Origin of the sequence: Algoriella sp. (assembly GCF_036647415.1) — a bacterium.
In the GTDB taxonomy this organism is placed as follows: Bacteria; Bacteroidota; Bacteroidia; order Flavobacteriales; family Weeksellaceae; genus Empedobacter.
Genome location: NZ_JAVXKG010000002.1, coordinates 124149 through 149563 on the forward strand (window position 1 = coordinate 124149; position 25415 = coordinate 149563).

At 31.5% G+C, this 25415-nt stretch carries 19 protein-coding genes; 6 read left to right on the plus strand and 13 right to left on the minus strand.

All coding sequences use genetic code 11. The features are described from left to right. The first annotated feature begins 62 nt into the window (after nt 1–62). Together RSC72_RS01485 and trpA are read left to right on the plus strand one after the other, a co-directional pair. On the plus strand, nt 63–1268 hold the full coding sequence (locus RSC72_RS01485) for an endonuclease/exonuclease/phosphatase family protein (protein WP_332543384.1): 1206 nt from the start codon (nt 63–65) through the stop codon (nt 1266–1268). A 1-nt stretch (nt 1269) separates the two neighbouring features. Beyond that, a complete protein-coding gene (trpA, locus tag RSC72_RS01490) occupies nt 1270–2037 on the plus strand; it encodes a tryptophan synthase subunit alpha (RefSeq protein WP_332543383.1) in 768 nt (255 codons plus the stop codon). A 74-nt stretch (nt 2038–2111) separates the two neighbouring features. Here the strand turns inward: trpA and tyrS are convergent, their stop codons facing one another. From tyrS to RSC72_RS01505, 3 genes are all read right to left on the minus strand, one after another. Then, a complete protein-coding gene (gene tyrS, locus RSC72_RS01495) occupies nt 2112–3407 on the minus strand; it encodes a tyrosine--tRNA ligase (RefSeq protein WP_332543382.1) in 1296 nt (431 codons plus the stop codon). 158 nt (nt 3408–3565) lie between these two features. Then, entirely contained in the window at nt 3566–5053 is a 1488-nt protein-coding gene (locus tag RSC72_RS01500; protein ID WP_332543380.1) for a RagB/SusD family nutrient uptake outer membrane protein, read from the minus strand. 11 nt (nt 5054–5064) lie between these two features. Continuing rightward, a complete protein-coding gene (locus RSC72_RS01505; protein ID WP_332565921.1) occupies nt 5065–8202 on the minus strand; it encodes a SusC/RagA family TonB-linked outer membrane protein in 3138 nt (1045 codons plus the stop codon). 168 nt (nt 8203–8370) lie between these two features. Between RSC72_RS01505 and RSC72_RS01510 the strand changes: the two genes are divergently transcribed. Genes RSC72_RS01510 through RSC72_RS01520 form a run of 3 tightly spaced genes read left to right on the plus strand, consistent with a single transcriptional unit; the run spans nt 8371 to nt 11363 of the window. Continuing rightward, complete coding sequence (locus tag RSC72_RS01510; protein ID WP_332543377.1) at nt 8371–9273, plus strand: CorA family divalent cation transporter; 903 nt, start codon at nt 8371–8373, stop codon at nt 9271–9273. A gap of 6 nt (nt 9274–9279) precedes the next feature. Beyond that, on the plus strand, nt 9280–10281 hold the full coding sequence (locus RSC72_RS01515) for an NAD-dependent epimerase/dehydratase family protein (protein WP_332543376.1): 1002 nt from the start codon (nt 9280–9282) through the stop codon (nt 10279–10281). A 14-nt stretch (nt 10282–10295) separates the two neighbouring features. After that, a complete protein-coding gene (locus RSC72_RS01520; protein WP_332543375.1) occupies nt 10296–11363 on the plus strand; it encodes a diphosphomevalonate/mevalonate 3,5-bisphosphate decarboxylase family protein in 1068 nt (355 codons plus the stop codon). Between the two features lie 111 nt (nt 11364–11474). Here the strand turns inward: RSC72_RS01520 and RSC72_RS01525 are convergent, their stop codons facing one another. From RSC72_RS01525 to RSC72_RS01565, 9 genes are all read right to left on the minus strand, one after another. After that, nucleotides 11475–12215: a DUF4184 family protein gene (locus RSC72_RS01525; protein ID WP_332543373.1), complete on the minus strand. Its 741-nt coding sequence runs from the start codon at nt 12213–12215 to the stop codon at nt 11475–11477. A gap of 38 nt (nt 12216–12253) precedes the next feature. Continuing rightward, the gene (locus RSC72_RS01530) at nt 12254–15067 is read right to left on the minus strand and encodes a hypothetical protein (protein WP_332543372.1); all 2814 of its coding nucleotides are present in this window, start codon (nt 15065–15067) and stop codon (nt 12254–12256) included. 7 nt (nt 15068–15074) lie between these two features. Then, nucleotides 15075–16100, minus strand: coding sequence for a hypothetical protein (locus RSC72_RS01535; RefSeq protein WP_332543370.1), 1026 nt, complete (start codon nt 16098–16100; stop codon nt 15075–15077). Further along, nucleotides 16090–16929, minus strand: a complete 840-nt coding sequence (locus RSC72_RS01540; RefSeq protein ID WP_332543369.1) for a molecular chaperone — start codon at nt 16927–16929, stop codon at nt 16090–16092. Before RSC72_RS01540 ends, RSC72_RS01535 begins: the two co-directional genes overlap by 11 nt. Nucleotides 16930–16949: 20 nt before the next feature. Beyond that, complete coding sequence (locus RSC72_RS01545; RefSeq protein WP_332543367.1) at nt 16950–17492, minus strand: hypothetical protein; 543 nt, start codon at nt 17490–17492, stop codon at nt 16950–16952. A gap of 168 nt (nt 17493–17660) precedes the next feature. Beyond that, nucleotides 17661–18524 (minus strand): helix-turn-helix domain-containing protein, encoded by an 864-nt coding sequence (locus tag RSC72_RS01550; RefSeq protein ID WP_332543365.1) that lies wholly within the window; start codon nt 18522–18524, stop codon nt 17661–17663. Nucleotides 18525–18730: 206 nt separating this feature from the next. Continuing rightward, on the minus strand, nt 18731–19474 hold the full coding sequence (gene deoC / locus RSC72_RS01555; protein WP_332543363.1) for a deoxyribose-phosphate aldolase: 744 nt from the start codon (nt 19472–19474) through the stop codon (nt 18731–18733). 9 nt (nt 19475–19483) lie between these two features. Beyond that, complete coding sequence (locus RSC72_RS01560; protein ID WP_332543362.1) at nt 19484–19957, minus strand: Lrp/AsnC ligand binding domain-containing protein; 474 nt, start codon at nt 19955–19957, stop codon at nt 19484–19486. A 28-nt stretch (nt 19958–19985) separates the two neighbouring features. Continuing rightward, entirely contained in the window at nt 19986–20936 is a 951-nt protein-coding gene (locus RSC72_RS01565) for an endonuclease/exonuclease/phosphatase family protein (RefSeq protein ID WP_332543360.1), read from the minus strand. A 354-nt stretch (nt 20937–21290) separates the two neighbouring features. On the opposite strand from RSC72_RS01565, the gene RSC72_RS01570 reads away from it, so the two are divergent. Further along, complete coding sequence (locus tag RSC72_RS01570; RefSeq protein ID WP_332543358.1) at nt 21291–23501, plus strand: NADP-dependent isocitrate dehydrogenase; 2211 nt, start codon at nt 21291–21293, stop codon at nt 23499–23501. 62 nt (nt 23502–23563) lie between these two features. On the opposite strand, the gene RSC72_RS01575 is transcribed toward RSC72_RS01570, so the two are convergent. Beyond that, nucleotides 23564–25288 (minus strand): amidohydrolase, encoded by a 1725-nt coding sequence (locus RSC72_RS01575; protein WP_332565923.1) that lies wholly within the window; start codon nt 25286–25288, stop codon nt 23564–23566. Nucleotides 25289–25415: the final 127 nt, after the last annotated feature.

The following is a 25415-nucleotide window of genomic DNA, read 5'->3' on the forward strand; positions in this document are numbered from 1 at the left end:
TATAAATTAGCTATCTTTAAAAATTAGGATAACAAATTTAGTAAATTCATAATTAAGAACATATGTTTAATTTTAATAAATCTTTAACTTTTTTAATAATTTTTAATCTGATATTAACATTAACGGTTAAGGCTCAGACGAAATACACCAGTGCTACTGTTGGTTTTTACAATGTTGAAAATATTTTTGACACCATAAAATCAGTCGGATATATTGATGGAACTTTGAAGTACAATGACCCAAATTATCACATTCAAATTGCAGAATCTGATATTTCGAAGTACCAAACCGAAGAATTTAAACAAGCTTATACTTATGAAAACATTAATGGTAAAAAAATTATTCGTCCATTAATTCTTCAAGATGAGTTTTTACCAAACGGAAATAAGAAATGGAATACTGAAAAATATTTTCAGAAAATAAATAATATTTCAAAAGTAATTAGCGAATTAGGAGCTGACGTAACAGGTTCTGCTCCAGTTATTGTTGGTTTATGCGAAATAGAAAGTAAAGCTATTATGACTGATATTGCAAACAGTAAAGCTTTAAAAAAATACGATTACGGTGTCGTACATTTTAATTCATTTGATGCGCGTGGTGTAGATACAGGTTTATTGTATCAAAAATCTCGTTTTACAGTTTTAGACACAAAACCTCATCCAATCTATATTTATGATGCTGATGGAAGCAGAAAATATACACGTGATATTTTGCAAGTTACAGGATTATTAGATGGTGAAGAAATTACATTTTTAGTGAATCACTGGCCATCTCGTAGTGGTGGAGAAAAAGTTTCTATGCCTTCTCGTATGGAAGCTGCAAAAGTAATGAAAGGAATTTTTGACGAATTAAAATCGAAGAATCCAAATGCTAAAGTAATTGCAATGGGTGATTTTAATGACGATCCTATTTCTCCAAGTATCAAGAATACATTTGATCCTGCAGGCGAATTTTCTTCAGTAAAAGCAGGTGGATATTATGATCCTATGTTACCTTTGTTCAAAAAAGGAGTTGGTTCGTTATCTTATCGTGATGCATGGAATTTATTTGACCAATTTATTTCAACAGCTTCTTTAACAACTGATAAAAAAGATTATTCGACTTACAAAATTTATAAAACAGAAGTATACAATAAAGATTATTTAAAAGCAACGGAAGGTGCATACAAAGGATCTCCAAACCGTATGTGGAGCGGCGATACTTACCGTGCAAATGGTTATTCGGATCACTTTCCTGTTTATACAATCTTACTAAAAGAAGCAAAATAAAATGAACAAATTAGAGCAATTATTCGGACAAAAAAGTAATAATCTCATCACAATATACACAACAGCTGGGTATCCGAATTTATCGGATACCCCTGTTATTTTAAGAGAATTAGACAAAAATAATGTTGACATTATAGAAGTTGGAATTCCGTACTCTGATCCTTTGGCTGATGGTCCAACAATACAGGCTACAAGCGAAAAAGCATTAGCAAACGGAATGACATTGGATATTTTGTTTGAACAATTAAAATCTGTACAAAACGAAATTTCTGCTCCAATTGTTTTGATGGGATATTACAACCAAGTCATGACTTTTGGTTTAGAAAAATTCTTGCAAAATTGCCAAGAAACTGGTGTTTCGGGATTAATTTTACCTGATATGCCTTATGAAATTTATTTGGCTCAGCACAAAGATTTATTTGAGAAATATGATCAAAAAGTTACATTTTTGATTACGCCATTAACTTCAGAAAAACGTATCAAAGAAATAAATGATGCGACTTCAGGATTTGTTTACATCGTGTCAAGTTCTGCAACGACTGGCGCTGCGCAATCAAATTATAACGAAGATTTTTTAGCTAAAGTAAAAAGTTTGGGATTAACAAAACCTCATCAAATTGGTTTTGGAATTTCGACAAAAGAGGATGTACAAAAAGCGTGGAGTTTTGCAAATGGAGCAATTATAGGAAGTGCTTTTTTACGTGTTTTAGAGAAATCAGAAGGAAATATTTCGGATTCGATCAAAAATTATTTGACTGAATTGAAATAAAAAAATAGTTTTCAAAACAAAAAGCAAGCTGATGAAGCTTGCTTTTTTGGTTTGACTATTTTTGTGATAAAAAATTATTCAACAATTAAGATGAAATAATTCTTTTTTCCTTTTTGTAATAAAACGTATTTATCAGCGATTAAATTTTCTGTTGTTAAAACAAATTCTTCGCTTACTTTTTCTTTGTTTATTGAGATTGAGTTTGCTGTCAATTCGCGACGTGCTTCTGAATTTGATTTCAAGAAACCTGTTTTTTCTGCTAAAATTGTAACAATATCTAAACCTGCTTCAACATCTGCTTTTGATACTGTAGCTTGTGGAACACCTTCAAAAACTGATAAAAATGTATCTCCATCTAATTCTTTTAAATCTTCTGAAGTCGATTTTCCGAATAATACTTGAGATGCTTTTTCTGCTTTATGCAATTCATCAACACCGTGTACTAAAATTGTAATTTCGGTTGCTAATTTGCGTTGTAATTCACGTAAATGTGGTTCTTGACGGTGACGCTCAATCAAATCATCAATTGCATCTTTTTCTAAGAAAGTATAAATTCTGATGTAACGTTCTGCGTCAGAATCTGCTTGATTTAACCAAAATTGGTAGAATTTGTAAGGAGATGTTCTCTTTTTATCTAACCAAATATTTTCTCCACCTTCAGATTTTCCGAATTTTGTACCATCAGCTTTTGTTGTTAATGGACATGTGAAAGCAAAACCTTCTCCACCACCAATACGGCGAATTAATTCTGTTCCTGTTGTGATATTTCCCCATTGATCAGAACCACCCATTTGCAATTTTGCTCCGTATTCTTGGTATAAATGTAAGAAATCGTATCCTTGAATTAATTGGTAAGTAAATTCTGTAAAAGACATACCAACGTTAGATTCTGATGATAAACGGCTTTTTACTGAGTCTTTCGACATCATATAATTTACGGTAATGTGTTTTCCTACGTTACGCGCAAAATCGATGAATGAAAAGTTTTTCATCCAATCATAATTATTGACTAAAACAGCCGAGTTTCCATTATTTGAGTCAAAATCTAAGAAACGAGCTAATTGTCCTTTAATTCCAGCAACATATTTATTTAAAGTTTCTTCATCTAACAAACTTCTTTCAGCAGCTTTTCCTGTTGGATCACCAATAAAACCTGTTGCACCACCAACTAAAGCGATAGGACGGTGACCATGACGTTGTAAATGAACTAACAAAAAAATCGGCACCAAACTACCTACGTGAAGAGAATCTGCAGTTGGATCGAAACCTACATAACCAGAAGTCATTTCTTTTGTAAGTTGTTCTTCTGTTCCTGGCATAATGTTGTGAACTAGCCCTCTCCAAGTCAATTCTTCAATTAATGGATTCATAGTATTATAATATATTTTTAATCAAATTTTACGAGTTGCAAAGTTATGATTTTTAGATTGATATTTGATAGAGATTTTTAGATATAAAAAAGCGAGGTTCTCTGATTGGAGAACCTCGCGAAATATATAATTATATGAGGATTAATTATATTAAAATGTTATGATGGATTTTGCTTACACAATGGGTTAGCATTAATTTCTGATTGAGGAATTAACCATTGCCATCTACTATCAGTTGACTCTACTGTCATTACTCCATTTGTTACAGTTGAACTATGGTTTGCTCCTGTACGGTCTAATTTTCTTCCTTGACGTTTTAAATCAAACCAACGGAAACCTTCTCCCCATAATTCAGCACGACGCTGTACATAAATATCTTCTAAGTATGCTGCTCCTGAGTTTGTAAATCCTACAAATTTACTATCACGCTTCTTTGCTAATTCTGATAATATAGCTTTAGAACCGGCTTCATCTCCTAAGAAATATTTAGCTTCTGCTTCTATTAAAAACATTTCAGAAGCTCTCATAAATACAACATCACCTCTACTATCTCCTGCTGAAACAGATAAGAATTTTTGAGATGTATATGGAAATTTAGCAAAGTTAGAAGGTAATCCTAAACTTTCATGTTTTCCTGTTGGATCAACTAATTTTTTACGAACATCTGTATCTGCTAATTTTTTATATAATGCAGAGTTAAATGCTTTTGGACTTTGACGAATATTAGTCGAGTTATAATTACGAGACATGTATCCCATAAAATTACCAAAGTAGTCTGTTTGGTCATCTACAATTGTAATTCCCCACATCCACTCATCATTATCATATTTATTAAAGCCTTCTTGGTATATTCTTTCTTCCATCAAAGGATGACCTACTTTTGCTAAACTAGCATACTTAACAGCGTTCACATAGTCTTGTTGTACCAATGCAATTCTGGCTTTCAAACCATATACATTACTAATAGAAAAATGTGAATTATTCATTGTTTTTTTATTTTTCAATAATTCTTCAGCTTTTTCTAAATTTCTCCAGATTTCTTGATAAACTTCTTCTACAGTTGCTCTTTCTTTTGGCGAATTATCTTCTGAATCATCTCTTATAATAATACCTACACTAGAATTATCTCCTCCTTTTACATAACGCTTGCTATATAATTGCACCAATTGAAAATAACCAAAAGCTTTATATGCATAAGCTTCTCCAAAAGCTCTTTCTTTTGTATTTTGCTCTCCTGTTGCATTAGCTCCTTTTACAATAATTTTGTTTGAGTTTTTGATCATAGAATACCAAAAATCCCAAGCATAAGCTACTGAACCAGAATTTACGTTTGCTGCATCTAACCATCTTAACTGACTTACAAACCAGTTGTTACCTGCAGTTGGAAATACAACATCTTCTGCCATTACATCTGAAATAATCATTTGAGAAGTATATCCATTTTGACCTTGAGATGAATTTTGACGAACATACATATTTCTATGCATACCATTAACTGCTGCTAATAACCCATCTGCAGTAGATAATACCAAAGATTCATCTACAGAACTTGATGGTTTAGTATCTAAAAAATCATCACTACAAGACGACATCATCATTGTTGATCCAATTAATAAAGCCCCAACTAATATTTTTATTTTTTTCATGTTTTTTTTTATTAAAATGATAAATTAATACCAAAACTAACAGTTCTTGATGGTGTATAACGATAAGTTGTAGTTCCATTAAACGACTGTACAGGCTCTAATCCTTTTTTTGCTGTAACAGCAAATAAGTTCTCTCCACTGATAAAAAGTTTTAAATTTGATAATCCTAAATTTTGAATACTAGTTTTATCAAACGTATATCCTAATGTTGCGTTTTTCAACATAAAATAATCTGCATCCTCTAACCATCTTGAAGATTGTGCTGCTGCTGCTGTATAATTTTGAGAACTCAAAATAGGAACATCCGTTATATCCCCTGGATTCTTCCAAGCGTTTAATATATCTTTATGTAAAGCTTGTCCTTGAGGGTAGCTTGTCATTAAAAGAGCATAGTTACTATCATATACTTTTCCTCCAATTTGATATGTAAATAAAGTACTTAAAGATAAATTCTTGTATTTAAACTCATTCGTAACAGACCCATAAACATCTGGAAGAGAACTACCAACATAACCAAAATTTGCATTATTGTGGTTTGTCGTATATTTTTTACCATCAATAACACGTGTTGCAGATGTGTCAGCCTTTGTAGGGTCTTGAACGAATAATGGAGCTCCATCTGTTGGGTCTACACCATACCATTCTCTTAACCAGAAATCATATAATGAATGTCCTTTTGCTAGACGTTTTGTTCCATTAATAATTGCCTCTTGACCTTTTGGCATTTCAACTATTTCATTTTTGAATGTTGTTGCTGTAACACCTAAATTCCATGTAAAATCTTCTGAGCGTACAATTCCGAAATTTAAACCTAACTCCCATCCAGTATTTCTCATTGTTCCGATATTCGTAAATATCTGATTACCTGGCTCCCCTGCAGAACCTGGTTGAGGATTTGGAAAAATCATATTCTCTGTTTCTCTACGAAAGAATTCCACAGATCCAGTAATTCGATTTTTAAATAATCCGAATTCTAAAGCAGCGTCTAATTGTACATTTGTTTCCCAAGTTAATCGCTTATTACCAGTTTGACTTAAGTAAACACCTGGCTCTTCTGCATTAAAATAATCCCCTAAGTTATATAATGTTAAATCTGCAAAATAACCTGGGTTTTCATCAATTCCTCCATCATTTCCAACTTCACCATAAGACCCTCTTAATTTTAATAAATTAATAACCTGAGAATCTTTTAGGAAATTTTCTTTATTAATATTCCAACCTATACCTGTTGACCAGAAAATACCTTCGTTATATCCTTCTGCAAAACGAGATGACTTATCTTGACGTATAGATCCAGAAACAATATATTTACCAGCAAAATCATAGTTTAAACGAGCAAAGTATGATTCTTTTGTTAATGGCAAATTATAACTTGTATTACTTCTATTTTTCAAGAAATTGTTGAAGTGATAAATTCCTTCAATAACTTCAACTGTTTTATAACGGTATGAATAATCGATTTGACGCTCAAATGATTCATGTCCTGCTAATACATCAAAATTATGCTGACCGAATGATTTCGTATAATTTAATAATTGATTGAAAGTCATCGATTGAGTCTTACGGTCTGTTTGAGATAAAGATCCTTCTCCTGCAGCATCTCCAATATATTTATTACGGTAAGATTTGAAAGCATAGTTTCTTACATCATAACTTAAATTTGTTGTAAAAGTTAATCCTTTTGCTAATTTAAACTCAGCAAATCCACGCGTATTAATTGCATTTGTATTTTGAATTTGATTATTTAACAAAGTTTCTTCTAACACATTACGACCTCCACTTGCAGAAGTACCACGACCTCTTGTATTAACACCATCGTAAACAGGGTTTCCTAATTCATCATATACACGTTGCCCATTTGCATCGTATAAAAATGGTGAATAAATTGGTCCCATAGCACGGCTGAAATAGAATGGATTAATGTAAGACGAACCTCCACCATCTTCTGCTTGGTTAGATTTTGTTAAAGTTCCATTCATATTAACACCCAACTTTAACCAATCTGTTACTTGGCTATCTCCTGATACACGTGCTGTATATCTTTCAAAATCAGATTTTATAACATATCCTTCTTCTTTACTATATCCAAAAGAAGCATATATTGTAGAAAGATCAGTCGCGTCACTAAAATTTAAATTATAACTCTGTGTGCTTCCTACTCTATTTAAATAATCATCCCAATTAAAATCATCATATAATTTCTTAGCAGTTGAATTTAATTTCCCATCAATAACAACTTGATTATTTGCTACATTATAAATATTATTTTGTAAAACTCCTGTAATTAAATTAGCCGAAGCATATGCATTAGCTCCTTCCAATCCTCCTGAAGGTGTAGTCACCATTCGTCCATTACGTAAAGCTTCCCAAGCTGCTACATAATAATCATCTGCACCAATACGATCATACTGACCAATACTACGTGTAACAACACCTGTATTTGCCGTAAAGTTAAACGCAGATCTTTTTATTTTAGATCCTTTTTTAGTTGTAATCATTACAACACCATTTGCAGCAGAAGAACCATATAAAGAAGTTGATGCTGCATCTTTTAAAATATTTAAAGAGGCAATATCACTAGGATTTAAATCAGAAATTTCTCCTGTATAAATAGATCCATCAACAATATATAAAGGTGAGTTTGATAAGTTATAAGAAGATATACCTCTAATTTGTACATTTATCCCACTACCTGGCTGTCCTGATCCTGTAGATACTAAAACTCCTGGTGAAGCACCATCCAAAGCCTTCACAACATTAGATAAAGGTCTGTCTTCAAAAGCTTCTGCTTTGATTACTTCGTTAGATCCTACTACAGTTTCTTTTTTTTGTGAGCCATACGCTACAGTAATTACAGTTTCTTCCAAATCGATATTTGCAGAATCAACTAATTTTAAATTACCTAAAGTATTACTCGTTACTACAAATTCTTTCCCATTTATGACTAGGGTATCTCCTATTTTCGCATCAATATTAAAGTTACCTTCTTCATCAGTGTAAACAACAACATCGCTTCCTTTAATCTGTACTTCTGCATCAGCTTCTGGAAAACCATTAGCATCACTCACTTTACCTGTCGTTTGTGCAAAAGCAATTGCACCTAACGAAAATAAAGCTACAAAACTCAGAGATGTAAGTCTTTTTCTCATCTTTACGTTTTTTGTAATTAAGCTGCAATGATAACATTATATTAACATTATTACACATTAAGTATTTAAAATTAACATAAATTAACATAAAAATTAACTTTTTTACTAAATTAGGTATATTGCATTCATATACAGATATTTTTAGTTATTTTGCAAAAAAAATAACCAATGAATACTATTTTCGAAACAGATAAATTCAAATGGATTAATATTCAGAATCCAACAAAGCAAGAATTGAATGAAATTGCTTCCCAATACAGTTTTCAAAAATTAACGATTGATGACAGTTTAGAACCTGGACATTTACCAAAATATGAATCAGATGACGAAAATATTTCATTTCTATTGGTTCGTTTTTTTGATAAAGAGCATCGAATGTTAAAAAATACAGTAAGAGAATTTAGCCATAAAATTAGTATTTACATCGGTGCAAATTTCATCATTACCGTTCATCAAAAAGAAACAGATATATTTGATTTAGTCCTAAAAAAATACATTCAAAATATGGAACCTTCAAAAGTAAGTATCAAAGGAATTTTGTATCGTATTGTTTCCGAGACAATCAAAACTTACGAAGAACCAGCCTATAAAATGGATGAACAAATTGATGAGCTTGAACATTTAATTTTTACAGATGATTACAGCAAAATTAAAATTCCGAACTTATATAAAATTAAGCGAGAAGCTACAGCTTGCAAAAAAATATTAGATTACACATTAGAAGCTCTAAAAGAATACCGTTTGGATAACAAACGCACAAGTTCTTCGCAAGATTTGATGGAAGAAAATGTTAAAATGTTACATCTACATACTCAAATTGTAGATGACGTACACAATTTGCTAACTGTTTATTTATCATTAAATAGTCAAAAATCTAACGAAATTATGCAAACTTTAACCGTTTTTTCTGCCTTTTTCCTACCTCTTACCTTTTTAGCAGGTATTTATGGAATGAATTTCGATTATATGCCCGAGCTAAATCACAAATTAGGTTATCCGATTTGTTTACTTATCATGCTAATAATTGTTATTTTTATCTATTTTTGGTTCAAGAAAAAGAAATATATTTAATTCAGTATGATTTTCGTTACAGGAGGAACAGGTTTAGTTGGTTGTCATTTATTAGTTGAGTTAGCTAAAAAGCAGCAACCTATTCGTGCTTTGAAACGAAAGACATCTAACACAAAAATTGTCGAAGATTTTTTTACAGCACAAAATGCTTCGCATAATTATTCATTAATTAATTGGATTGATGGAGATTTGTTAGATGTAACAGAGCTTTCAGAACTATTAAACGGTATCCAAACCATTTATCACACAGCCGCTTTTGTTTCGTTTGATGAACGAGATGAAGAAGAAATTTTCAACACTAATATTCAAGGAACAGAAGCTTTAGTTAATGAAGCTATAAATTCTGGTGTAAAAGAATTCTTCTTTATCAGCTCTATCGCATCTATGGACGATATAAATCCTGCCACAAAGATGATTGACGAGCGCTCTGGCTGGAACAATAGTTTGACGCATTCTTCTTATGCAATCTCTAAATTTCGTGCAGAAATGGAGGTTTGGCGAGCTTCGCAAGAAGGTATAAAAGTAATTATAATAAATCCTGGTATAATCATCGGAACACTTGATGGTAAAAGAGAAAGTGAAAAATTATTTACTCAAAATTCTTTCATTAATAAATATGCACCATCTGGCGGAACTGGTTTTATTGATGTACGCGACGTCATCAAAATCTTAATAAAATTGACTGAAGAAAAAACCTATAATCAAAAATTTGTATTGATTTCTGAAAACAAAACCTACAAAGATGTTTTGAATTTAGTTGCCCAAAAAAGAAATTATTCGGTTAAATCAATTTCAAATTCAACACTAAAAACAATTAAAATTTTATCGAATTTTAACCGAGTTTTTGGTGGACAATACATGACGAAAGCCAATTATTATTCGTTAACAACATTCGTTAAATATGATAATTCTAAAGTCAAAAATTTACTTAATTATACATTTATACCAATAAATGAGGCGATTGATTACCATTTTGAGCGTTTTCAAAAGCTGAATTCTACAAAATAGTTTACTTTTGTTTTATGGAACAACAATTCATTTCAACACTTTCAACTTCTGCTTTCGAATTAAAATCAGGAAGCGTTTCTGCAAAAAGTCCTTCTAATATTGCTTTGGTAAAATATTGGGGAAAAAAGAAAAATCAAATTCCTACAAATAGCTCTATCAGCTATACGTTAACAAATAGTTTTACAGAAACTGAGTTAAAATTTACACCAAAAACTTCCGATAATTTTGAAGTTGAGGTTTATTTGGAAGGTGAATTAAAAGAAAGTTTTGCACCAAAAATCATTACTTTTTTTGAAAGAATTACAGCTTATATTCCATTTTTGAATCAATTCAAATTTGAAGTTCACACACACAATTCGTTTCCTCACAGCTCTGGAATTGCTTCTTCAGCATCTGGAATGTCGGCAATGGCATTGTGTTTGGTACAAATAGAAAATATTCTTGGAGCAAATTTATCCGAAGAAAATTCGTTAAAAAAAGCATCTTTCTTGGCGCGTTTAGGCTCAGGAAGTGCGTGTCGTTCGGTTTATAAAGGATTAGTAGAATGGGGAAAAAATGATTTTATCGAAGGAAGTTCAGATTTATTCGGAACAAAATATGCTGATGCTGAAATTCATGATGTTTTCAAAACTTTTCATGACACTATTTTATTGATTCATGAAGGACAAAAATCTGTTTCTTCTACTGTTGGTCACAACTTAATGAATGGACATCCGTATGCAGAACGTCGTTTTATAGAAGCAAATGACAACTTAAAAGAGTTATTACCAATCTTAAAATCTGGTGATATTAAAGCTTTCGGAGAATTAGTAGAACACGAAGCATTGACATTGCATGCGATGATGATGATGTCGAATCCTGCTTTTATCTTGATGAAACCGAACACTGTTGCTGCTTTAGAGAAACTGTGGGAATTTCGTCGGGAAACGGGAAATCATTTGTATTTTACGTTAGATGCTGGTGCCAATGTACATTTATTGTATCCTGCGCAAGATGCTGAAGCTATTGAAATCTTTATCGAAAATGAATTGAAACAATATTGTCAAAACGGAAATTATATAAAAGATAAAGTGAGTTTTTAAAGACTTCAAACATAAAAAGCAAGCTTTACTAGCTTGCTTTTTTGTTTGAAATATTTTTGTCATGTTGAATTTATTTCAACATCGCATATTTTATAAGAATCTGAAACAAGTTCAGCTTAACACCGATTTCTTCTTATTTTTATCTATCATTCCCAAGCCAACCAAACTAAGAAATCCGCTCATTCCCACTACAACGATGATGTTTCCTAATCCTATTTCTACTGGAAATAAAACAAATCTTAACATTGAGATTATTGTTGTTAATAAAATAATTTTTAACCAAAAAGAGTAATCAAACTTTGTTATCGGTAGTGTTTGTTTTGGCATTTTATATATCCAGAAAGCAATAAAAATTGCTCCAAGAAATGTACTAAAATGTTGTAAAAACTTGTACCCTTTTACTTCTATTGGTTTCGTAAACCAAACTTCTTGTAAAGCTGGAATTAACTTAGCGAAATAACCCCATTCGTGTGTAAAAGCGTCCCAAAAAAGATGTGAATACGCGCCAATTATAATCGAAATTATTACAACCAACCATTGTTTTTTGAAATAGTTAATCCAATCAAAATTTAGAAAATCAACAAATCGTTCTTGAAAAAAATAAGGTAAATGAATGATGACAATATTTCGGACAAATAAATGAAAAACAAAACAATAAATAAGCGCAATTGGTAAATCGAAATACAAAACTCCCCAAAATAAATGACTGTGTGTAGCCAAAATTTCCATTCGAGAAAAGTATTCTAAATCTGGCGACATCGAACCGATAATCAAGCCTGTCATAGAAAACCAAGTTGGTTTTAGTTTTTTAAGAGGAAGTACAATTGCTGGATGGCAAAAAGTAAGTGGCATATTGATTTTATTTGCTGCAAAATAACAAAATAATATGACTAATTTCCGAAACGTTTTATGTTAACTTTTCGCTCTTTAATTTTCAGAAGTAAAGGCTCAAATTCTATATTTTGTTCCTTTTCTATGGTTACTTTATTCAGATATGTTTTTGCAAAAACATGTTCTGGCAAAGAACTTTCTACAATGTAAAATGTATAATTACCAACAGGTAAAAAAGCTGTATACTCTCCTCTATCATTGGTTTTTACTGTAAAAGCTTGTCCATTTTCATTGGTAAAAACTAAAGTAAATCCAAATAAATTCGCAGAAACTTGGTACTCTAATTTTGACGTTAATTCATATTCTATTTTTCCACGTACAACACCTGTTAATTGCATTGGAATTGCAAGTGTTGTATTTTTACTATTAATAGAAATTGTATAATCTTGTGCAAACCATTTTTTACCAGGAAGTTTTATCAAATAATCGCCATAAGGCACTTTTTTATAAACCACTTTTCCTTCTAAATCGGTGATAAAACTCGTTTCATTAATCTTTGCAACACGGCTATCTGCAACTTTATCTCCATCGTCAAAAACACCATTTGCATTGTAGTCATAATAAACAAGTAAGTTTAAAGTTCCATCTTTCACACTACTTACAGCACGGTTTGCAGGCAAATTATACTGTACACCAAATTGCAAATATGTTTGGTTGGTGTACATCATTCTCGCATTATATTCGCTATGATTTATTTGTGCATTTATACTAAAATTATCCATTGGCTGATAATCTACAGAAGCGCCAAAAGTAAAGGTATTCCCGAAACTTTTGTCCATACTATAATAACCACTTAATGCCGTATTTAATCTTTTCTTGAAAAAACTTTGACGATAACTTGCCGATGCGTTAAAACGTTCTATTTGATGATCTAAATTATTGGTAGAATAAATTTCGGCAATCATCAAACTTCCACGTTGATAGGTTGTATTTAATTGAAAATTCTTGAAATTCCAAGTCAATTGTCCCGAAACAATTGGTTCTTGAGTACTTTCATTATTCAATTCTGAAAAACCACCCAATGCATTAAAAACCAATTGATGACTTCTGGAATTTGATAACCATGAAAATGATCCATTTACGTAACCCGATTTGAAACGAATTGGCGTATATGAAAATGTATTAATATCTAAAATACTTGATTGTTCTATGTTTAATTTTGGCGAAATCGATACATTAAATTGTTTTGCAACTTTGAAAGAAATTCCAGTTTCTGCACGCAATGCTTTTGATTGATTTGCATTGGTATAATTAATTAAATAAGGATCAATCGATTTTGGGTTATTATTTGTTATTGTAAAAGCCGTCCAAATTGAAACTTTTTTGAACGAGCGTTGCAAACGTTGATTAAGGTATAATGCACCTTTACGCGTCCCTGGATAATAACCAGAACTAAAATAATTGGAACTATAGAAATCATATTTCCCGAATTTTCCTGAAATATTAGCAGAAGCCGACAACGAATTTTCGATTTCATTGGATTCTTTAAATTTAGAAAAACCATAACCAAATTTTAACGCATGATTCCATTTGTTTTTCGAAATCCAACGATAACCATTCGTCAAAATAAAATTTGTTGTAGAATAACTTTGATCAAAAAGCGCAGTTGTTTCCAACTCATTATCACCATTAACTAAAAAACGTGTGTTAGCAAACGTTGTGTGATAATTTCGAAATTTTTCTCCGCTAAAATCATCCAACAAATTATAGTTTTTTTCTGCAGTACCAATTACAATTCTATTGTCATTTTTATTATAATTATTAAACAACATTATTCCACGTCCATTAATCGGAATGTCGAAATCATTATTACTAATTGTTCCAAGTAAAACTCCTTTATTTTTTCGCTCATATTTTACCCAAGAATCCGTCAAAACAGACCCCTGATCATGTTGCCAACTTGTTCCATTTATATTATATGAAAACTCGTTAAGACCAACCGAAAATTCTTGATGTGCCATCAAATTATAATTTTCATTTCGCGAACCTACATCACGAACCGTCATTCTAACATAATTAGTTGATTGGTTGATCCATGTTTGATTTAACATTGTAGGATCGACATAAACACGATTAGAACTTGCATTTTGAATGGTGAAAAATACATTTCCAGCAAAATTTCCATTGTCATAAAAAGCAGAAACATTGGCTTGATATGTTTCCATTTTCATCATTTCGTGGTCGACATATTTAGAAAAACGAATGGTTTGTTCTTGAAATGCTTGAATTTCTATTCGTTTATTTTCTGAAATAAAATTTCCTTTAAAATCAGGAAAAACATTGGTAATTAAAACTTTTTCGGACTGATTTCCCATATTGGCAACTTTCAATTCATAATGAATAGAATCGCCTTCTTGTCTATAAAAAATATTAGATTGAACAGGAAAAATTTTCAAATTCTTTTTCGATTCTATAAAGATTCTCGAAACAGAATTTGCAATTTCTTTGTTTGTTTTTCTATCAATAATATTAAATTCTAAAGGAACTTGACCCGCAATTTGAGATTTATTAACAGAAAATTTAAGTGGAATAAATGCTTTTTTATTGGGATTGATCTTGATGCGTAAATCGTCTTGTGAATAAGAACGAATAGAAATAGGAAGATTCAATTTCAGTCGTGCATCAATAGTATCATTCGTTGTATTCTCAAACTGCATAATAACCGTAAAGACATTATTGTCTTCGATTTTTACTTCATTTGTTGTCTTAAAAATTAATCCTTTTGCAAAGTTTTGCGCATACAAATTTTGTCCGCTAATTGTGAAAAGCAGAACAAAAAAGATGCTTCGTAAATGTGAACAAAAAAATTGCATTATTGGGTTACAAAGGCGTAATTGTGTACAATAAAGTTGCAGCGTAATTTCCTGGTTTACTGTTCAAAATCTTACTATCAGAAGGTGTTGTAGAGTAGATAATAGTGTATTTCTTTGAAGCAGTTTTGGATGAATTACTAATTAATGATTGATTATAATTAGATAAACTAACTGTGTTAGATAATTTATTTGTGTCCGAATCTTTTAATTGAACTTTTACCGAATTGAGGTCTAAATTTCCCGATGTACTTGATTGTAAATATTGACTAAGCGAAGAAACCTGAATGTCGTAAGGCGTATCCGAGCTTACAATCAATCCATTTGGATATTCTTTTTTTACACCATTTTTATAATCTTGCATGGTCTTAAAAATTAATTCTCCATTAGATGCCGAACCATCAACAGCGATAGAAACGGTTGGTGCAGGATCGTAGTTTCCGGATGGACTAATTTGCATATCAATAGAAAATTGACCTGTACTGATAACATTTCCAAATTCGTTTAGCAAAGAAAATTCTAATCGAATGGGATAATTATTCCAAGATTTTAGCGAATTTAGATATGTACCTGCTTCGATAATAATATCATAATTCAACTTTAAACTTCCAAAACGACCGCTTGGCGGATTGATAACCAAAGGCGAATTACGAATAAAATATACGGGAGTAAAACTCATCGCAATTGTATTTTGTATGACACCGATTTGATTTATCGTTGGATAATTTTCTGCGTAATATTGTTCTGCTGTGTACGTGTTGAATTGTAGTTTTAGTTTTCCTACTGGAAACTCTTTTTTCTCCGAATTAACAATTGGCGATACAACTCGCCCAACGATTGACCAGTTTTTGATATTAAGCGGACCGTTCATTTGCAATTGATTTACAACCACATTTTTCACAGTAACTCCACTGCTTCCATTCACTTGTACCCAACCATTGTTGTGAGAATTAAGAGTAAATTGAGCAGATACAAACAAAGATGTCATCAAAAAAAATGAGACAAAAATATTTTGTATGTATTTGTTATTTATCATTGGAAAAGCTTAATTCAGCAATTTTTATTTGATCATTATCACCCAAACTCAAGGTAGAAGTTGCAATATACGTTCCTTTTTCTAAATCTTTAGGTAATGGAATATAAACAATGCGCTTGTCATTTGGTAAACTATAGAAAACCAAATCTGGTAAAGCAATTTGCTTTCCATTTTCTTGGTTAATCATTTCGTTTTTAATTGTTCCTTCGCTCCAAACATTTCCTGCGTTTTCGATATTTAAAACCAAATTATTTTGAGTTTTATCAAAAACAAAGTTGGTAAATTCTACATTTACATCACGACCAATATTTAATCTTTGATAGATTTTGACACCAGTTCGGATAGAAATTTTGATATTTTCTCCACTTTTATTTTGTCCAGCAACAGGATTTGTTTGCGTTATATACATCATTGTTGTATGTACATCATCAGCAGAAATTTCCTTGGGAACATTCATCAAAACCTCAATTTCTTTAGATTCTTTTGGTTGAAGTGTTAATGTATTACCAGAAATTATGGTAATCCAATTGGCACAACTTGTTGAACTTGTATTAGGATCAGAAACTATATTTGTTCCAAATTCATCATACTTCCAATCGTTAAACGAAATTGCCAACTCTAGCGTATTAACATCGCTAACGTTGGTTATTAAAATCTTTTTACGATCATCTTCTCCAGGGTTTAAACTAAAATAAGTCCTTGGAGGACTGACAGAAATTCCAGATTGTGCTTGTACTTTTTGTCCAAAAAATAAAACCGAAACTGAAAAGAATAGAATTAAAAATCGAAGAATTTTCATAAGCAAAAGAGAAGTAATGTTTTGCAACATTACTTCATATTTTTGTTTTATTATTGTGCTTCAATCGTGTAAGTCACTGTAGTTGTGTACACGTTTGGTGTTTCTACGTTGTAGTATTTGTTTACGTAATCGTTGTTTCCTTTACCGTTATATGCAACGTTAAATTTCAACTCTGTACCACCTACATTACTAGAAATTAAGTTTTTGTTTTCGTTAGATAAAACTACGTTATTCATTGTAGAAGCATTTAACGCATTTCCTGTACCTAAAGTCGCTTGTAAGTTGATTGTATTTGCAGCAATCTTACTTGTTAAGGCATCTTTTGTATAAACTAAATCTTCATTCTCAGATTTTACTTTTACCGCAAAACCACCTGTACTATAAACTACTAAGTGATCTTTCATGTCACTTGTAACTCCGTTTAAGTAATTATCTTTAGTCTTGTATTCTAAGTTTACAGTATTGTTACCTCCAATTACAATTGTTTGGATTGGATAAAGTTTAACATTCAAAGTTGCTTGAGCTTGACCAAATGCTACTCCTGATACTAATGCACATAAAATTGTTAAAATAAATGCTGCTTTTTTCATCATCTTATAATTTTTTAAAAGTTTTTGTAAAATAATTTGTTAAATATTCAGGTAGTAGTTATCTTTAGAGTTGCATTATGTTACAAATGCGAGTGCAAATTTATGTCGAGTTTTTTATCTTATGTGATGAAAAAGTACATAAATATGATGAAAAGAGACAAATCTAACTAATTAACTCGGAGTGTTTTGTCTGAATTTAGACGGAGAAATACCCGTTTTTTTCTTGAAAAAGGCTGCAAAATTGGTCTCTTGCAGGAAATTGAGTTCCAATGCAATATCTTTTATTGACATTTTAGAATTAGCCAACATAATCTTGGCATTTTTCATCAATTCATCAATAATCATTTCTTTTGCTGATTTTTTGAAAATAATTAATGTTGCTTTATCTAATCTTCTTTTTGTTATAAAAAGACGATCTATATAGAAAGATACTTGTTTATACTCATTAACATTTTGTTGCAACAGTTTTTTAAATTTTGATGCAATCTCTACGTCATAATCATCATTAATAAATTGTTGTCCTGAATCAAACATTTGCATTTGTCCATCCAAAATAATTCTCTCCAATAGATTATGCGCTAATTTAATGTCTAAATCTGTGTTTAAAGTTCTAAAAAAGTATTGGATATAATTTGATTCAAAAATAGGTGCTGAACAAATATTGTTTTCTACAATATTTACGTGTTCTGGAGAAAATAGTATACTATTTTCCAATTTTAGATTTTCTGCTATAGATTTCGAATAAAATTCGCGTTTGAAAACAATGTAACAAGCGTCGCATTTACTCGATTGTTTAATAAATTTTTGTTGAATATTAGGTGCTATAAAAAGAAAACTGTTTTTCGGAATAATCATCTCTTTACCATTAATAATATGATTTATCTTTTTGGTTCCTGACCAAATGATACCATAATTATCATTTTTAGAAAAAAAATGTAACCATTCTTCGTTCTCAAAATAATTTCCTAGCTCAAAAACAGCTAAACCAGCATCTATATTCATTTTCTCATAAAGATTACCGTTATTAAATATCATAACTCTTTACACAATTTAAAATTTAATATAAATTTATTGTTTTTTCCGCTCAAAACAACTGATATAAATCAAGTTAACAAAAGCGGGATGCAAACATAACAACTAATAAGTTTGAAAAATGATTTAATCTTTTTTTTTTATAATTTATAATGAATAAAAAAAGCCCCAGAAATCTGAGGCTTTATTATCTTAAAAAAATAGAAGTTTTAATAATCTCCAGTCGCTTTTTCTCCTTTTACAATTGCTAATGCCGAAGATGTCCCGATACGTTTTACGCCTAATGCAATCATTTTTTCTGCTTCTTCTGCGGTTCTTACGCCTCCAGATGCTTTTACAGGTAAAGATCCTGCATTTGCTAACATCAATTTTATTACATGTTCGTTTGCGCCATTTGGCTCATCGTTTGGTGTTCTATAAAAACCTGTTGAGGATTTTACAAAAACTCTTGGTGCATATTCTTCACCAAGATTATTGATCACAATATCGCGAATTAACTGTGTTAATTCTACAATTTGAGAGTCTGTTAAAGCTGCCGTTTCTATAATCCATTTTACCACTTTAGCTTCACGCAAAACGATAGATGTTACAGTTTCTACCTCTTCTTTTACCTTCTCAATTTCACCTTTTTTGAATGCTTCATAATTAATTACGAAATCCAATTCATCTGCACCGTCTGCAATCGCTCTTTGCGCTTCTCTCAGTTTTTCATTCAAATCGTTTGTTCCTTCATGAAAACCTATAACAGTTCCCAAAATAACATTCGATTTTCTTTCTTCTAATAATGCACGCACAGATCTTACATAATCTGGACGAATCATTACTGCATATATATCATTATCTATGGCTTCTTGTGTTAACTTATGCACCATATCTAATGTATCCGAGTTCGAAATACCCGCTTGAGCAGGCGTTTTAAGATACGTCGAGTCTAAATATTGATTAATACTCATCTTTGTATATTAAAGTTTTATTTGTCTATTTATTGGTTGCTCTAACGAGATAATTGTTTCTGTTCGTGTAACACCATCAATTTGTTGAATTTTTTTATTTAAAACATTCATTAGATGAAGATTATCACGACTTAATATTTTCAAGAAAATACCATAATTACCCGTAGTAAAGTGAGCTTCAACCACCTCTGGAATTTGTTCCAAAGCATTAATTACTAATTTATATGAAGAAGGTTTATCCATAAATACACCAACAAAAGACATCGTAGAATAACCCAAAATAACCGGATTTATAATAACTTTTGTTGCTGAAATTATACCTGAAGTTTCAAGTTTTTTGATGCGCTGATGAACTGCTGTATTGGAAATTCCCAATTCTTTTGCTAATTGAGAAACTGGAATATTCGCATTATCCATAAAAGCATTCAGAATCAACTTATCGATTCCATCAATTTCTACTTGACCATTCTCGTGAATTCTCACCTTTTCCTAAAATTAAATCGCTACAAATTTAATACTTTAAAATGGTATAGACGGGAAAATGATCGCTATATCCACCGAAATATTTTCCACCAACAAAGGTTCTAAATGGTAAACCTGTTGATTTTCCGCCACTATTCCTCAAAAAATCTGCATCAAAAATATCTGTTTTTACATATTTTAATTTTGATTCTTTTTTGAAAAAACCATTCGAAAAAAGTTGTTGATCGAACAACATCCATTGTTTTTTAAAAATCATCGACCCTCTCTTATAGGACTGTAAACCTACCATTGGATTATACAACTCACTTCCGTTTATCTCTTCTTGTTTTGATCGTGTATTTAATTCTTCTCGTAAATCATCATTTGTAGGCGAATCATTAAAATCTCCCATGATGATGATTTTTTCCGATTTTTTTTCTAGCAAAATTTCATTCACTTTTTTTCGAATTGATTTGAAGATATTTAAACGTTTTAACTGATTAATTTCTTTATCAATTTTAGATGGAAGATGAACGATAAATAAATGAATTGATTCCTCAAATAATTTACCTTTTACATACAAAATATCACGTGTATAAGATTTCACATCGTATTGATCTTTGAAAACAATTCGGATTGGCGAACTTTCTATTACCTCAAAATGATTTTTACGGTAAATTAATCCAACATTTATTTTTCTTTCATCCAACGATTCATATAATAAAGTTGAATAATTCCCATCTTTCAGATAATTATTTGTACTAATATCTTGTAAAACTTCTTCGTTTTCCACTTCGCACAAACCAACAATTGATGGTAATTCGTTTGTTTCTAATCGTCCAATTTTAGCAATAGTAAAAGCTATTTTATCTACTTTTATATCATATCGACTATCCTTCCATTTCGAAAAATTACCTGGTAAGAATGAATCTTCTTCTAAATTTTTAGAATAAAAATTTTCGACATTATAAAAAGCGATTGTTGTTAGATTATTTATCAAAAGGAATTAGTTTTTTGTAAAATTAAGGAAGATATTAAGTTAATAAAAATAAGAAAGCTGAATAATAATCGAAAAAAAATAAATTTAAATAATTCATTTTATCCGTTAAGTTGAGAATTATTCGGTCAAAAAATTATCAACTTGAACAATTTTAATGCAATAAATTATCAACTTGTATGATTAAAATTTTGGATGCTAAAAATATCCTAAAAATCATGTAAATGATTGACTTATGGTAGGTTTAAATCTGTTAAAATTTGTATATTTGCCACGTTTGCATTTGATGCATTCAAATCTTGAAAAGATGTATTTTAATTGATCATTAATCGATGGTCACAAAAAATTTAAAACATAATGTCAAAAATTCATTACACACTTACGGATGAAGCTCCGATGTTGGCAACACATTCATTTTTGCCAATCGTACAAGGATTTACGAAAACAGCTGATATTACAATTGAAGTTCCAGATATTTCTTTAGCTGGACGTATTTTAGCAACTTTCCCTGATTTCTTAAAAGAAGAACAAAGAATTCCTGATGCTTTAGCAGAATTAGGAGCTTTGGCGACTACTCCGGAAGCAAATATTATCAAATTACCAAACATTTCGGCTTCTGTTCCTCAGTTAGACGAAGCGATTGCTGAATTACAAGCGAAAGGTTTTGCAGTACCAAATTATCCTGCTGAACCAAAAAATGAAGATGAAAAAGCAATCAAAGCAAGATATGGAAAAGTTTTAGGTTCTGCGGTAAACCCAGTTTTACGTGAAGGAAACTCGGATCGTCGTGCACCAAAAGCGGTTAAAAATTATGCAAAAGCAAATCCTCATAAAATGGGTGCTTGGGCAAAAGATAGCAAAACGGAAGTTGTTTACATGAAAAGTGGAGATTTCTATGGTACAGAAAATTCTACTACAATTGAAAACGCGACTGAATATACAATAAAATTCTACGGAGAAGATGGTTCTACTCAAGAATTAAAATCAGCTGCTGGTTTGAAAGCTGGTGAAGTAATTGATTCTTCTGTAATGAATTTGAATTCTTTGAGAGCTTTTGTACAAGAGGCTATTGAAGAAGCTAAAAAACAAGACGTTTTATTGTCTGCTCACTTAAAAGCTACAATGATGAAGGTTTCTGACCCAGTTATTTTTGGAGCAATTGTGGAGACTTTCTTTAAAGATGTTTTCGTAAAATATGCTGATACTTTCAAAGCATTAGATATTAATCCAAACAATGGTTTAGCAGATTTATTCGAAAAAATAAAAGGTCAACCTCAAGAAGCAGAAATCAATGCTGCAATTGAAGCTGATTTAGCAAACGGACCACGTGTAGCAATGGTAAATTCTGACAAAGGAATTACTAATTTCCACGTTCCTTCTGATATTATTGTTGATGCTTCTATGGCAGCTTTAGTAAGAAATGGAGGTAAAATGTGGAACAAAGAAGGTGCTGAAGAAGATACAGTAGCTATTATTCCAGACCGTTCTTATGCAGGTTTCTACGAAGCTGTTGTTGATGATATGAAAGCAAATGGTGCTTTAGATCCTACAACAATGGGTTCTGTTCCTAACGTAGGTTTAATGGCTCAGAAAGCTGAAGAATATGGTTCTCACGATAAAACTTTCCAAGCTCCAGCAAACGGAACAATCAAAGTTGAAGACGTAAACGGAAACGTATTATTAGAGCAAAAAGTTGAAGCAACTGATATTTTCAGAATGTCTCAAACAAAAGATGCTCCAATTCAAGACTGGGTTAAATTAGCAGTTAACAGATCTCGTTTATCTGATACACCTGCAATTTTCTGGTTAGATAAAGGAAGAGCACACGATCAACAAATCATCAAAAAAGTTGAAAAATACTTAGCTGATCACGATACTACTGGTTTAGATATTCGCATCATGGACGTTAAAGACGCTATGAAAGAAACATTAAGCCGTGCAAGAGAAGGAAAAGATACTATTTCTGTTTCTGGAAACGTATTACGTGACTACTTAACAGATTTATTCCCAATTTTAGAATTAGGAACTTCTGCTAAAATGTTATCTATCGTTCCTTTAATGAATGGAGGTGGATTATTTGAAACTGGTGCTGGCGGATCTGCTCCAAAACACATCGAGCAATTTGTAGAAGAAGGTTATTTACGTTGGGATTCTTTAGGAGAATTCTTAGCATTACAAGCTTCTTTAGAGCACGTTTCTCAAACACAAGGAAATGCAAAAGCACAAATTTTAGCTGACGCTTTAGACGAAGCAAATGCAAAATTCTTAGCAACTGACAAATCTCCAGGTCGTAAATTAGGAACTATCGATAACCGTGGTTCTCACTTCTACTTGGCTATGTATTGGGCAGAAGCTTTAGCAAATCAAACAAAAGATGCTGATTTAGCAGCTAAGTTTGCTCCAGTTGCAAAAGCAATGCAAGAAAATGAAGCAAAAATTAACGAAGAATTAATCGCTGCACAAGGTAAACCTCAAGATATTGGTGGTTACTACAAAGCAGATTTTGGTAAAACAACTGCTGCGATGCGTCCTTCTGTAACATTAAATACAATTGTTGACGGAATTTAATTCTCAAAACAATTTATCATATTATAAAAAATCCTTCAGAAAATTCTGAAGGATTTTTTTTGTTATTTATAAACCGACCAATTTGGTAAAATCTCGAAAGGTTTTGGAGCAAGTTTTTTAAACTCCTTATCCGCATAAACTACATTCCCGCCAACCACAGTTAAAACTGAACGAATTTCTGGAATTTTATTTTCATCAATCGTTAAAAAATCTTCTGATAATAATATGAAATCTGCAAATTTACCAACAGAAATCGATCCTTTTACGTCTTCATCTTTCGTAAACCACGCACTTCCTTGCGTCATCAATTCTAACGCCTTTTCTCTGCTAATTTTTTTCTCTTTCGGTAAAAATGCTTTTCCGCTCAAGTTTTTTCCTGTTACAAAGAAATAAGCTGTGTACCACGGATTGTAACTCGCGATACGCATTGCATCAGTCCCAAAACCGATAGGAATATTGTTATCTAAAATATCATTTACGTTAACAACTTCATTATTTATAGCCTCTTTTCCGTATTTTTCTTCAAATTCTTCTGCTTGAAAAAGTAAACGACTCTGAACCGTAATTCCTCCATTTAGATTCTTAATTCTTTTAATTTCGTTCATAGTCAGCGTTTCAGCGTGTTCTATACTCCAACGATTTTTAATCGGATTTTCTTTGTTGATTTCCTCAATTACATTCAACATTCGGCTAATCGTTTCGCTGTATGCGGCGTGTAATCTAAATGTCCAACCTTTTTTGATAACAGATTGTAAAATAGGTTTCAAATCTTTTTCTAAATTAACCAAAAGTGGACGATCTTGCTCAAAATTCGTCATATCAAAACTTTCATAAGAAAGAATTTCTCCTGCACCAATGATTTTAAAATAAGGATCATCAATAGTAACATCAACCGTATTTAGCCATTTATCAAACTGTTCAGCTTCGTTAGCACCAATCGGCGGATAAAGCGTTCCGCCAACTCTTAGCGTCATTTTTTTCTCTTTTGCTAAATCTATAATTGCCTGATAATTATTAGGATACGCACCAGCACCACCATCTGTTAAACTTGTAACACCAAAACTATTAAGCGTTTGCATATATTTTTGAGTAGAACTTTTGCGTTCTGCCAAATCTTTTGGAGGTGGCAAACTACCAATTGCATTCAGAATAACAGCCCAATCGCTTACCGCAATTACGTTTCCTGTAGGTTCTCCGTTGGTATCTTTTTCGATGAATCCACCTTTTGGATCTGGCGAATTTCTATCTATTTTAAGCGCTTTCAACGCGGCTTTGTTGTAAATAATTCTGTCCCAAAGATGCGTAACCATAATAGGTGTTGTTGCACTTAATTGGTCTAATTGCGCTGGAGTTACCAAAGATTTTTCTTTAAACTGATACGGCGACCAACCACCAATTACAGTTGCCCATTCGCCTTTTGGCGTTTTATCGACCTGTTTTTTTAGGACAGCTAAAGCTTCTTTTTGAGAAAAAATTCCGTCCCAACGCACTTCTCTGTTAAATGTTGCGCCGTAACTTACAAGATGTATGTGAACATCATTAATACCCGGAACCAATCTGCGTTTGTTGGCATTGATGGTTTTTCCTTGATATTCTTTCAATAAATTTTCATTACCAATAGCAACAAATTTTCCATTTTGGATAACTGCCGTGTTACTATTTTCGGGTATCGAAGAATCTAAGGTTGATATTTTTGCATTTGTAATGATTAAATCTGCCTTTTGTTGCGCATTTGCAATAAAAGATAAAAGACTTAAACTAAGGGTAGATAGTAGCTTGAGTTTCATATTGTTTTTTTAATTTTTCATACAATATTCAAATTTAGAGTTTTATACATTAAACAATCATTTTTTTTTAGAAAAACTAAGAAAATGGAGATTTTTCGAAAAATAAATTAAAACGAAGATGACTCAA